The 13,633-nt window shown below is 40.4% G+C and carries 8 protein-coding genes; 2 read left to right on the top strand and 6 right to left on the bottom strand.

Features of this window, described 5'->3' with window-relative positions; all coding sequences use genetic code 11:
* Positions 1–417: 417 nt before the first annotated feature.
* Together RMY32_RS07555 and RMY32_RS07560 are read left to right on the top strand one after the other, a co-directional pair.
* A complete protein-coding gene (locus RMY32_RS07555) occupies positions 418–795 on the top strand; it encodes a hypothetical protein (protein WP_322711149.1) in 378 nt (125 codons plus the stop codon).
* A gap of 30 nt (positions 796–825) precedes the next feature.
* Complete coding sequence (locus RMY32_RS07560) at positions 826–3,375, top strand: caspase, EACC1-associated type (protein ID WP_322711150.1); 2,550 nt, start codon at positions 826–828, stop codon at positions 3,373–3,375.
* A 112-nt stretch (positions 3,376–3,487) separates the two neighbouring features.
* Here RMY32_RS07560 and RMY32_RS07565 read toward each other — a convergent pair whose 3' ends face one another.
* The 6 genes from RMY32_RS07565 to RMY32_RS07590 form a co-directional block, all read right to left on the bottom strand.
* Complete coding sequence (locus RMY32_RS07565; RefSeq protein ID WP_322711151.1) at positions 3,488–3,709, bottom strand: type II toxin-antitoxin system HicA family toxin; 222 nt, start codon at positions 3,707–3,709, stop codon at positions 3,488–3,490.
* On the bottom strand, positions 3,706–3,915 hold the full coding sequence (locus tag RMY32_RS07570) for a type II toxin-antitoxin system HicB family antitoxin (RefSeq protein ID WP_322691788.1): 210 nt from the start codon (positions 3,913–3,915) through the stop codon (positions 3,706–3,708). Before RMY32_RS07570 ends, RMY32_RS07565 begins: the two co-directional genes overlap by 4 nt.
* Positions 3,916–3,972: 57 nt before the next feature.
* On the bottom strand, positions 3,973–4,779 hold the full coding sequence (locus RMY32_RS07575) for a Uma2 family endonuclease (protein WP_322711152.1): 807 nt from the start codon (positions 4,777–4,779) through the stop codon (positions 3,973–3,975).
* A 36-nt stretch (positions 4,780–4,815) separates the two neighbouring features.
* Complete coding sequence (locus tag RMY32_RS07580; RefSeq protein WP_322711153.1) at positions 4,816–5,454, bottom strand: Uma2 family endonuclease; 639 nt, start codon at positions 5,452–5,454, stop codon at positions 4,816–4,818.
* A gap of 157 nt (positions 5,455–5,611) precedes the next feature.
* The gene (locus RMY32_RS07585) at positions 5,612–7,504 is read right to left on the bottom strand and encodes an ATP-binding protein (protein WP_322711154.1); all 1,893 of its coding nucleotides are present in this window, start codon (positions 7,502–7,504) and stop codon (positions 5,612–5,614) included.
* Between the two features lie 118 nt (positions 7,505–7,622).
* Positions 7,623–13,535: an AAA family ATPase gene (locus tag RMY32_RS07590; RefSeq protein WP_322711155.1), complete on the bottom strand. Its 5,913-nt coding sequence runs from the start codon at positions 13,533–13,535 to the stop codon at positions 7,623–7,625.
* Positions 13,536–13,633: the final 98 nt, after the last annotated feature.

Here is a 13,633-nt window from a genome sequence, read left to right on the forward strand (position 1 = left end):
AACCTGACAACTGTGGCGCAAGTTTGCCTACCTTTAACAAGGGGCTAAAGCCCCTTGTCTGCTTATTTAAGATAGTCGCTGAATTTTCGCTGTTCTGTAATAGTTTGATCTAGCGATCACTTCTAAAGAATTTGCAAGGACAAACTCACTAACTTACTTTGCGATCGCAAGCGTTGGTAAAACAAATTGCTGTATCGAAAAAATTTGTCAGATTAAATACTGTTGATTGCCTTTAAGTTTGGAAGCTATTGAAGAGGGATGTTCTGTATTTATACCAGATTTATACCTGAATTTTATGAGTTTTTGGAAAAATCTTGAAAAAGTTTCAGGAAATTTACATAGAAGAAGTGATGTCAATCGATATACTACAGAAATACTATTGACCATCAACTGCTGAAAAACCTAAAAGGGCACAAAATGAGTTCTGAATCTAATGTCAAACTGACGCTCACTCTTGCTAATCCAGACTTAAATGCAGAGGAGCAAGACCTGGAAGCACGGAATCTGCTGCGAGAAATCAAAGACTTAGATGTAGAAAGTGCTGAATTAGTAGCAGTTACAGAAATACCCGAAGGAGCCAAGTCTGTTGGCAGTTTTTTGGTGGGGGTGTTGCAAGCAGAGGTGAGCCTTGCCAATTTTAAGAAATTGTTGGGATTTTTGGGCGATCGCTTGGGTAACAAAACTATTGAATTGGAAGTTGAAGCTAACGGCAAAAAACTGAAGGTGAAAGCTAGCAGTCAGGAAGAGTTAAATGCCGCCATTGAACAAGCTCAAAAGTTTATCGCAGGTAACTGAGAAATCCCAGCATTAAGGAAGAATAAGAAGATGGCGAAAGTAGCACTACTAATAGGAGTCAGTGAGTATGAGCCTGGTCTTACTCTATTGCCAGCAGCAGCCAAAGATGTTGAAGCGATGCAGCGAGTTTTGCAAAACTCAGAGATTGGCGGTTTTGATGAGGTAAAAGTGCTAGTAAATCCTCGACGACAAGCAATGGAGGAAGCCATTGAAACCTTGTTTGATAGTCGTCAAAGAGACGATCTAGTACTGTTATTTTTCTCTGGTCATGGCATTAAAGATGAGAGCGGTAAACTTTACTTTGCGACTTGCAACACCCGCAAAAATTTACAAGGGAGACTTTTTGAGACAACCGCAGTAGCAGCTAGTTCTGTGCATAAATTCATGACCAATAGCCGCTCTAAACACCAAGTAGTGATTCTTGATTGTTGCTTCAGTGGGGCATTTGCCGAGGGTATGGCAGCTAAAGAAGAGGGTTTTGTGGATGTCAAGAACCAATTAGGTGGAGAAGGACGGGCTGTTCTCACATCTTCGACTTCAACCCAATATTCTTTTGAGCAGCAAGGAGCAGATACCTCAACTTACACGCACTACATAGTTGAGGGATTGCAGACTGGTGCAGCAGACCGAGATGAAAATGGTTGGATTTCGGTTGATGAATTGCATGAGTACGCTAAAAGTAAAGTTCAAGAAGTTGCTCCAGCAATGAAACCGGAGATATATGCCATCAAAGAAGGCTATAAAATCAATATTGCTAAAGCACCTATAGATGATCCTAAGCTCAAATATCGTCGAGAAGTTGAGTATTGGGTAGAGAGTGGTAACGGTGAGATTTCTTTTACGGGTCGCGCTGCATTGGAAGGACTACAAGAGGAACTGGAACTAACATCTGAGGAGGCTGCTGCAATTGAAACTAAGGTTTTAGAACCTGTGGAAGTCTACAAGAAAAAATTGCAGCGATATGAACAGGCGTTCCGCAATGAGATTAAACTTGGGTTTCCTCCCAGTGATAAAACTCGCACTAATTTGAAACGTCTTCAGCAAGCATTGGGACTCAGAGATGAAGATATAGCTCTAATCGAAGCTCCGATAATTGTTGAACAGCCACTTATCGCATCTCCAGTAATTTTTCCACCTTCACGTCTCCGAAATAGCAATTTTCTACAATATGTGGGAACCAGCATAATTGGAGTATTTCTTGGTGGTATTTTAGTCTACTTTTTACTGCGCCAAACCCCAAATACGCCTCAACCGATAGTTCAGACTCCAATAAATTTATGTACTAAAGATGCGTATAATTTGAATGACAGAATGAGCTTAGGTGAAGAAATTCTATTAAAACAAGATACGAATCCAGACAAGGAAGCTGGAGTAAACGCATTTTTAGAGGGTAAGTGTCAGCTTGCTGTTGAGAAGTTCAATTCATCTCGTAAAGTTAATCTCACAGATCCAGAAGCATTGATTTACTTGAATAATGCTGAGGCTCGTCAAAAAGAAAATCGACTTAAAATTGCTGTGAGCGTACCTGTTGGCACAGACCTAAATTTAGCAAAAGAGATACTACGTGGTGTAGCTCAAGCTCAAGATGAAGTAAACAAGAATAACGGTATTGATGGCAAACTATTGCAGGTGGCGATCGCCAATGATAACGAGGAACCAGGCACTGCTACACAAATTGCGAAAGCCTTAATTGAAGATCGGGAAGTATTAGCTGTAGTAGGTGCTGCTTCTAGCGATGCTACCATAGAAGCAGGCTCTCTCTATAACACTAAAGGACTTGTAGCTATTTCTTCTACTAGCACTTCTGTTAATATTTCTAATTTTGGACCCTATATTTTTCGCACAGTTCCTAGCGATCAAGTAGCAGGAGAAACATTAGCTGATTATATGGTGAAAAAGTTGCGCAAAAATAAAGCAGCGATTTTCTTTAATTCTAGGAATCTCTATAGCAGGTCGCTAAAAGATGAGTTTGTTACGGCTGTTCAAAAAAAGGGTGGACAAGTATCGCAGGAAAATCAATTTGACTTAATTAGTTTTAATTTGGTTGCAGAGAATGCTGTAAAACAGGCGATGAGTCAAGGTGCAGAAGTGTTGATGTTAATCTCGGATTCAGAAACACGAGACAAAGTTTACCAAGTAATTCAGGTGAATAATCACCAGTTAAATATACTCGGAGGAGATAATATTTTCAGCAAAAAGACTTTAGACACTTTAGGAAAGCAAGCTGAGGGGATGGTAGTAGCAATTCCCTGGCATATTGATAATCCTTCCAACTCCAACTCTAAGTTTGTCAATGATTCTCAAAAATTATGGAAAGCTCCGGTGAGTTGGCGAACGGCGACAAGCTATGATGCCACGAAGGCAATCATTGCAGGTTTGCTGAACAGTAATACTAATAGCCGTGAGGAACTGCAAAAGACGCTGCACAGTCAAGCTTTTTCAGTTGATGGTGCTACAGGAAGGATTCAGTTTTTACCATCAGGCGATCGCAAAGATAAAGATAATCCCTTCGTCTTAGTCAAAGTTCAACAAAAGCCTCCTGGTACTGATAAATATGACTTTGTACCGTTTAAACCTTAATTTTGCAGGTTTACTTAATAGCGATCGCACTTACCCATTCTGACATTTAAAAATAGCGATCGCACTTATTTGTTGTGAAATTTGGAAATAGCGATCGCATCCAGTCTTTTACTTACAGCAATTCGATAAACTCATCAACACTCAGCCCAACCTGTCTAATAATTGCTCGTAAAGTTCCTTTGTCTAATTCTTGATGATTAGGGACAACCACTTCAGCAAATGGCTCATCCCGACGTAAAATAATGTGGCTTCCCCGTTGTCGCAAAACATAAAAACCAGCCTTTCCCAAAGTTTTGATGCACCGTTGACCAGAAAGGATAGGTAACTTGCTCATACATCAACTAAAACAGTTTCCAGATGATCTTCTGGAATAGGACGACCTTCTTTTTGTAAAACTTCAATATATAATTCAATAGCTTCCTTGATATTGGCAATAGCTTCTGTTTTCGTCTTCCCTTGGCTGATACAAGCAGGTAAGCTAGGACATTCAGCCACCCAATAACTATCTTCTCCTGGATAGATAATAACTTGTCTCTTCATATATTACTCCTACAAATCAAAACTGTAGTCCAAACAAATCAGAAAAGCCAAAATTTCTCACAAAATATCTGGATTTTCACCCAATTCTCTCAATCTAGCTGCTAAACGAGCCGCTTTTGCAGCTGCGGCTTCTTCTCGTACACCAGCAGCTTCGGCTTGTGCAACTGCGGCTTGTGCTTGTGCAACAGCAATTTCCGCCTGCGTGACTGCGGCTTGTGCTTGTGCAGCAGCAGCTTCGTCTGCTAACAAAACCAAATTGCCAGCTACATCGTAAAACCGCAACCATATCGCTGTTTCTCTGTCTATTGTTCCTTCATAGGTTCCCAACCATAAACTTAACTTTTGACACCACAGCCAACCACGCTCATTCGGTGTCAAAGATTGATATTGCTGATTATGATCTAAATGCCACCCTTGCAAAGAATTTGGGTCAAAGGGGTCATAAACAAAATAATCTGAGGTATGAAAAGTTTGTTCGTAAAGGTCTTTCTTAACAGTCTTATCTATTTTGGCTGTGGATGGTGACATTAATTCTACAATCACATCAGGATAACGACCGTTTTCTTCCCACACTACCCAACCTTGACGAGAATTAGTCCCATCCACATTCAAGACAGCAAAGAAATCGGGGCCACGGAAATCCTGGTTACGTACTTGGGCACTGCTGTAATAAATAAACATATTGCCCCCAGTAAAAAAATCATTCCGCTCAATCCAAGCTTGGTGTAATGACCGAATCAACACATTCATGGCAATACGGTGGCGATTTGATTCTAAGGGTTCTCCGTCATCAAAAATTAAATCTGTGGGCGGTGTGGGGTGTTCCCAGTCTAGAATGGCTCTTGAATTGTTTTCGGTAGTCATGAGCGATCGCCTTTCTCAGAAAGCCTTAGATTTTTATCATAAATTATTCTTTACCCAATCTCTAAAATTACGCATAGCTTGACTTCTACCAATTGTTAAACACTGCTCAACATATTCATTGACTAATTCAACAATTGGGATACCAGGAAAATTAGGACTAGATTCAGATTTTATATATTTCCCTTCTTTTAGCAATAAAATTTCTAAACCTTGTTGTGTATGTCGCCAAAGTTCAGGAACTCCCAAAATTTCATAATTTTGAAATCGAGTGCGAGAAGTAATATCAATTTCGATTGCTAAATCTGGTGGTGGGTCTATATTTAAATCAATACGATTTTTGCCAATTATAGCAGCTTGATTTTGAATATAAAAACTTGTATCTGGTTCTACTGCTTGGCGCATTCGCTCATTTTTTAGTGTTGTGGAGCCAAAAGGTTCAAAATCAATTTTGAGTTTGTCTAATAAAACTCTCACTAACTCACCAATATATTCTTTATCTTTTTCGTGTTCTGGTAGCGGAACCATAATTTCTAACCAACCATCGCTATAAGAAATCCGTGCCGCACTCTTTTCTCCCATTTCTGCTAAAATATCTTCTAACTGCTGCCAACTAATATCTTGGAGTAACATTTGTTGACCAGGTTTAACAATGATTTGTTGCAGTTTTAAAAGCATATTACCTCAGAGAGTTGATATAGTAATAATTGTATGTAGCAGATGGAATTTACAAATCAACTTTCTTAAAGTATATCGCCTCTAACTATGAGTGTAGAAATTAGCCAAAAAAACTTATTGATATAATCTTTGACTGTTTCAATTTTGTTAGCAATTTTTAATTTTTCCTTGTTAAAGGAATACGGATGGTAAACTCTGTACCACATCCTGGGATTGAATCAACTTCAATAGTCCCTCGATGTTTATCTACAACAATTTGATAAGCGATCGCCATTCCTAATCCGATTCCTTTACCCACAGGTTTAGTAGTAAACATGTGGTCAAATACTCGTTGCTTGACATTCTCTGACATCCCAATACCATTATCGTAAATCTGAACAATCGCGCAATGACTTGATTTGTCAATTTGGGTTTGGAGCTTAATTTGATTAGGCTTAGTTTTAAGCTCCTCAAAACTTCGTTTTTGGCTGGCTGCTTCTAGTGCATCGATCGCATTCACGAGAACATTCATAAATACTTGATTGAGTTGCCCTGCGTAGCATTCTACTAGCGGTAGATCGCTGTATTGCTTAACGATCTGAATTTCTGGTAGATTGGGCGTGGCTGTAAGGCGACGGTTCAAAATCATCAGAGTATTATCTAATCCTTCGTGAATATCTACAAATTTCATATCTGCTTCATCGAGGCGCGAGAAATTACGCAGCGACAGTACAATTTCACGAATGCGTTTGGTTCCCACTTGCATTGATGCCATTAATTTGGGTAAATCTTCTGCTAGAAACTCAATATCAAGGTCTTGAGAGCGATCGCTAATTTCGGGGGTAGGATTTGGGTAGGTTTGTTGATAAAGCTTGAGTAAATCGAGGATATCTTGGCTGTAAACGCTGGCATGGTTGAGATTGGCATGGATAAAATTGGCGGGATTATTGATTTCATGTGCCACTCCAGCCACTAATTGTCCCAGACTAGACATTTTTTCGGTGTGGATGAGTTGAGCTTGAGTATTTTGCAATTCTTTCAAGGTTTTGCTGAGTTGTTGCGCCTGCTGGCTAGAAATCAAGGCGCGATCGCGAATCTGTTCGTATAGTTGCACCTGTCGCCACGCACTAATCAACCCAATCAATAGCAATCCTCCCAAAACTGTAGCCAACAGGTTCAACGCCTGTAATGGCGATTCAATATTTTCTTTTGACACAATTAACGCTACTGACCAATTTGCTTCTCTTAGAGGAGTGTAAGCAATATAGCTCCATTTACCATCCAGTTGAACCAATTCAATATTTGTGCGTTTAGCTAGCATTTTCTGGCTAATTTCAACTAATCTGGGATTGCGCGAGTTCAGAAAACTTTTGGCAGCTTTTTCGGGTGTACCAATTAGTTCTTTGTTGGGATGGACGATGGGAACTCCTTGAGAATTCAGCGCAAAGGCATAGCTGACTTTACCTTGATGTAAATTGCCGATCGCCTCAACGACTCGGTTAATTGGAATTCCTCCCATTAAAACACCTGCTGCCTTTATGCCTGTTTCAGCAGGAATCGGCGAACTAATCTGAATCTGTAACTGTTTAGTTGTGCGTCCAATAATTGGATCGGTTGCTACTGTTTCACCCGCTATACTCCGCTGAAAAAATTCTCGGTCTTTAACATTGAGATGATCGTGGTGAGTATTAATTAATGCAGCATCCGGTGTTACCAACCCCATGAGCAAAAACGTTTGCAGCCGCTTCAACTCAGATTGCAAGTAAGGTTCCATTACAGACCAATCGAGCGATCGCACCACAGTAGAATTTGCCAAAGTTTTAATTTCTGTCTTCCGAATGGCTAACCAGTTATCTATATCGTCTTGACCTCGCCGTGTTTTTAACAGTACTTGTTCTTTGAGACTAGTGAGCAGCAATCCCTTAACAATCTTGTAACTAGTGATAGCTGTGGCACTAATGCTAATAGATAGAATTATCACAATTGATAATAATATAAACTTTCGCGATCGCCATTTAAATGAGTAGTATTTTTTGTTGATATTGGCATTCCATCGGGAATTTATTTTCATCCAGATTTTCCGCAATTTAAGTATCATCGTCGCTTTCCTTCAAACTACAATTTAAAAAGCAAAAATGAAAAGTGCCGAGTAAAGTGGAAATTACTCAGCACTCAGAACTCAGCACTTATTATTGTTGTTGAGTAGCGATTTGAATGACGAATTCTGTACCTTTTCCAACTTCTGAAGTGCAGGAAAGCGAACCTCCATGTGCTTCTACCACAATTTGACGAGCGATCGCTAATCCTAATCCAGTGCCTTTTCCGACAGGCTTAGTAGTAAATAAATGGTCAAATACTTTTTGTTTAACCTCTGGTGACATCCCCACGCCATTATCAGCAATCTTAATCAAAACATTCTGACCTGAATCTACTACACGAGTTTGAATAGTGATGCAATTGGGGTTGGCAAGAATCGCTTCCAAACTGCGTTCTGTATTGTATTGTTCAAGCGCATCAATAGCATTTGCTAACAAGTTCATAAACACTTGATTAAGTTGTCCAGCAAAGCATTCTACTAAGGGTAGCTTGCCATAATTCTTCACCACATCAATTGCTGGACGGTTTTCATTAGCTTTTAAACGGTGTCTTAGAATCAGAATAGTACTGTCAATGCCTTCGTGAATATCAAAAGGAACTTTATAATCCTTATCTGCTCTGGAAAAGGTTCGCAAACTTGTACTGATGCTACGAATCCGGTTAACACCCAATTTCATCGAGTCTAGTAATTTAGGCAAATCTTCGCGTAAATAATTCAAGTCGATGGCATCAATTTCATCTTGAATATCTAAACCGGGATTGGGAAAATTTTGCTGATAAAGATTAATTAATCCAAACAAATCTTTAACATAATCTTTGGCAGGTTCAATATTACCAGCAATAAAGCCCACAGGATTGTTGATTTCATGAGCAACACCTGCTACCAGATTGCCAAGGGCAGACATTTTTTCATTTTGCACCACTTGCAATTGCATCGTTTTGAGTTCTTGTAATGCTTGTTCCAACTGTTGTTTTTGCTGCTGTAACAATTGTTGCGCTTGTTGGCGTTCAGTGATGTCTTCAGATGTGCTGAGGATGCCAAAAACGTTTCCTTCTCTATCTTTTAGAGGAATTTTATTTGTATTAGACCACTTATGTTTTCCATCTACTTGTTGCACGGTTTCGATAATGTTGAGTTCCGCTTCTCCAGACTCAATGATGCGGCGATCGCGCGCTACAAAAAAATCTGATTGTTCGCTAGTCCAGCGAAGTCCGTAGTCTGTTTTCCCAATAACATTTTCTGGCACTCCTAGACCCCAAGTTTGCGTAAACTTATGATTACAGCCTAAATAAACACTATTGCAATCTTTCCAGAAAACAGATTGTGGGATATTGTCAATAATTAACCGCAAAAATTGTTCAGTCTGTCCCAAGTTTTCTAGAGTATTTTGTGCTTGCTGATAAAGCCTAGCGTTTTCTAGGGAAATTGCAGCTTGAGTACATAATAAATTGAGAATTTCGACGCGATCGCTAGTAAACGCCCCAGTCATCAGATTGTTTTCTAAATATAAAATCCCTAAGAGTTTCCCTTGATAGAGAATCGGCGTACACAGCAAGCTTTTGGGTTGCTGACAAATAATATAGGGATCGGCTATTAGCGCCGTATGCAATGTTGTATCAAAGATAACGGTAGGTTCTAGGCTGCGTTTAACGGCGTAAATTAGGCTATGGGGAACGTCTGCACTATCTTCCACAAAAATGGACTGTAACACCGTTGATTGTTGCCCAACTTGAGCCATCGCCTCAACTAGCAATCTATCTTCTTTAAGCAGTAGTAACGCACACTTATCTGCTCCAGCATTTTCAATCACTACTTGCAGCAGCTTCGTAAGTAATTTATCTAGTTCAATTTCACTCGAAAGAGTTTGAGAGGCTTTTAAAACTGTTGCCAAATCTAGCATTGCTGATGTATTGCTGCTAGATGTTACTGATTTATTAATACTTGGGTGGAAGATAGTAATGCTGTCAATATTTGCGATGGTTTCATTGGGTGTGAGTAGTGAACGCTTCTGTTGTAAGATAAGAGCTAGTAGTTGTGGATAACGTTGTTCTAAATCATTGACTTTGGCTTTAGCACCCCAGCGAGTGTAGCAATAGTAAGCATTAATCAAATACTCTTGAGCAATGCGTTCTTTGCCCCATTCTAAATAAAACTTGGCTGCAAGTTCATTGGCAAGAGCTTCTTCATTGAGATATTCGTTTTCTTTGGCTTTGGCAATGGCGCGATCGTAATACTCAATTGCTTCTGCTTTTGCTCCCAAGACTCGACATTTTTCTGCGACAACTAAAGCATGGCGGTGAGCCTGATTGCTGGGTGCATGAGCTGCCCATTTCTTAAGTTTTTCTTGATGATCTGTTACCCGTTCTATAATGACTGTTTGTTCTGTCTCATTGGCAGTTGGGTAAACCGCTAATCGAACTAGTGCATCGTAGAAAGAGACGATTGGAATGTGCATCAGTCCTTTCCCTGCACCTAAATACTGTTCCGTTAGCTTGGCGTTTTCTAATGCCTGTTGATAGCGTTGGAACAAGTAGGAAAGGAGCATTTTATTGACATAAATCTGATATAGTGCTACTACATCATTAGTTTTGAGGTGAAGCTGAATCATTTCATCCTCATTATAGTGTTCACTATACAAGCGATCGGGTTCGGGCGTACTCTTCAACAGATTGAGTACAGCTTGATAGTAAATACTTTGCTTGTGGAGATAGGTATCCTGGCGCACTTGCTGCATCACCTGGCGATGAGCTTCCATCGTTTGCTTTAGAGAAGATAGTTCCTGACTGCTCAAATAGGCAGTGAGGCTATAACTAAGAAGACTGAGTGCGACATATTGAATATCACCGATTTCTAATCCACTGGAATAGGCTTTTAGAAACCCTTCCAGGGTATCTTTTGCAGGTTCTTGCCAATGTCTGAGGAAATTGTTGAAGGCAAAAATGGTTTTAGCGGTTAACTTAGGGGCATGGATATGTTGCAGCAGGTTCATCCCTAGTTGTCCAAACCGATAGCCCGCGTCAATATCTCCCAACACAATCAGCAATGTCAACCCATACATCACATAGCCATGAGTCGATTCTGGTGCATTCCCATATTGCACGGATAAATCGACGTGAGCAAGGTTGATTAGAGGTAACAAGTCTGGGGCAGCTTGATAGGCAGCAGAAAGAACGGTGGATAGAATCACCATTGCCGCTTTTTTGTCTGGTGCAGTCATTTGGGGTAATTCCAGCAAAGATTCAATTGACCGATCATTGAGTAAGGTTTGGGTGTGCCTTAGTGCCTGTTTGATGTCTGCTGGGGTGGGTTGCTCAAGCAGATGCACTCCCAGATGCTTTAGCACTTCCCGTGCTAGTCGCAATGCTTCTAGCTGCTGATTTTGGGCGATGCAAGCTTGGATTTTAATGTTGTAGATATTTACCCGATCTAGCCAGGATTGGGCATGATTCAGGACAACCTCAGCTAACTGTTCCATCTGTTCAAAATCGGTGCAGAGGTAAGCTGATTCTGTTGCTCCTTCATACAAGATAAAGGCGAGATTGTATTGGCTGTGCCAGCAATTACTCGTTAGCATAGCAATACCTGTGTTGAAATAGTCTAAAGCTGCTGCGTAAGCTGTTGCACCCTTAGCTTTATGTCCAGCCGCCAAGTTTAACTGCGCGAGTTCCTCTTTCTCTTGCCGAGCGCTAATCAAAGCCGCCCCTTGATTGAGGTGATTGACGATCGCAAAAATTTTCTCATCTCGTTCATTTGCAGTCGTTGCTTGTTGCAGCAAACGCCCAATATGCAGGTGAGTAACTTGCTTTTGGTTATCAGGAATTAGTGAATAAGCAGCTTGCTGAATGCGATCGTGAAGAAATTTGTAACCTGTGATTTGTCCTTTGTCATTGGTCCTTTGCAAATCACTAATCACCAATGACGAATCCTGATAAAACTTATAGATTTCATTAGTAGGAATAATCAAACCATCTTGGACAGCTTTCCAAAAGTCTGCGGCTGTTTCCACCTGGGATTTTTCATGGACGATCGCTAATGTGGCTAAATCAAAAGAGTTTCCTACACAAGCCGCTAATTTTAAAACTTTTTGAGTTTCTATTGACAACTTTTGAAGCTGAATTGCCATAAACTCTACTACATCATCAGTAAGAGCGATCGCTCGCACCTGAGCAATATCGCATTCCCAATAACCAGCGTCAAAATTAAATGTAATTAGTCGATCTTGATGTAGCGCTTTCAGAAACTGGGTGCTGAAAAAAGGATTTCCTTTGGTTTTACTCAATACCAACTTTGTTAACGGTGCAGCTAATGCTAGTGTGCAAGTCAATGTATCTGCAACCAAATGATTGACAGATATTTGCTCGAGGGGAGCTAAGGTAATTGTATTGACTGTAGCGCCGAACTTCTGAATCTCTTCTAAAGTTAGCATTAAGGGGTGTACTGGATTGACTTCGTTATCTCGATAAGCACCAATTAATAGTAGATAGCCAATGTCAACTTCGCTCATCAACAAGTGGATTAACTTTAAAGAAGCAGAATCTGCCCATTGCAGATCGTCAATAAAAATTACCAATGGATGTTCTAGTGCTACGAAAACTTGAGTGAATTTCAAAAACAGCAAATTGAAGCGATTTTGTGCTGCACTCCCAGAGAGTTCCGGCGCAGGAGGCTGCTTACCAATCATTCTTTCGAGTTCTGGAATCACCTCAATCATCACTTGTCCGTTCTCACCTAAAGCAGAGAGAATTTTGGACTTCCAGTGCTCGAATTGGGTGTCAGTTTCACTCAGCAGTTGCCCAATTAAGTCTCGAAAAGCTTGCACAAAGGCAGAGAAAGGGATATTGCGCTGGAATTGGTCAAATTTACCTTTAATGAAATAACCTCGTTGTCGCACAATTGGCTTGTGGACTTCGTTCACCACAGCAGTTTTGCCAATTCCAGAGAAGCCTGCTACCAACATAATTTCAGTGCTTCCCTGGCTGACTCTTTCAAAGGCATTCAATAAGCTTTGAACTTCACTTTGGCGACCGTAGAGCTTTTCTGGGATGATAAAGCGATCGCAAATATCCCGCTCACCCAATTGAAAGGATTTAACCCTGCCAATTTCTTGCAATTGAGACAAACATTTTTCTAAATCAAATTTCAGCCCTAATGCACTCTGATAGCGGTCTTCAGCATTTTTCGCCATCAATTTCATCACAATCTCATAAAGAACTTCGGGAATAGATTCTTCATTTTTGAATTTTGAGTCGCACCTTTGGTGCGCTTCCAGCGCAACTTGAATTTTGAATTGATTTGGAAGCTTTGCAATATGACAGTGAATCAACTCCATCGGATCGTTAGACTCAAAGGGTAAATGTCCAGCCAGCAATTCATAGAAGGTAACGCCGAGGGAATAGTAATCACTGCGATAGTCAATTCCACGATTCATCCGCCCGGTTTGTTCTGGAGAAAGGTAAGCGAGAGTACCTTCTAAGACGTTGGGACTGTGAATTTCGCGGGTTTCTCTAGGTAAAAGAGAGGCAATACTAAAGTCAATTAACTTGACTTGCTTAGTTTCCGGGTTGATGAGGATATTGGCAGGCTTAATATCTTTGTGGATAACCTGATGGCGGTATAGTCCGTCAAGAATATTACTTAGAGCGATCGCAATATCCAAAAACTCTGTCAGAGTATATTGGTTGCTCGCCATTTTTTTATTGAGCCAATCTCTGAGGGAAATGCCACCAAAATCCTCCATCACCAAAGCATAGCTGTTGCGGTAAGGTTCCAGACTGTAGGGACGAACAATACCGGGTAGATCAAGATTTTTAGCAATAGTGTACTGATTACGGAACAGCAGCAGTTCATTGAAGGTAGGATACTCTTGCTGGAGCAGTTTAATCACAACCGGAAGTCGATCGGCCTCTCTAATAGCACGGTAAACTACGGTTCTAGAGCCTGCATAAAGTTGTTCGCTAATTTGATAGTTCAAAAGCTTGTCCATCGGCTCAACTGCTGTATTCATACTTCATCAACTCTTGTGAAATCAGCTACTTATTTAAAGTAGTTTGCCCAAGAATAAGCTTTTGCTAACTCAGTTTTCTTTTGAGCGTAAGCATCTCA

The organism is Nostoc sp. ChiSLP03a, from assembly GCF_034531215.2.
Classification (GTDB): domain Bacteria; phylum Cyanobacteriota; class Cyanobacteriia; order Cyanobacteriales; family Nostocaceae; genus Nostoc.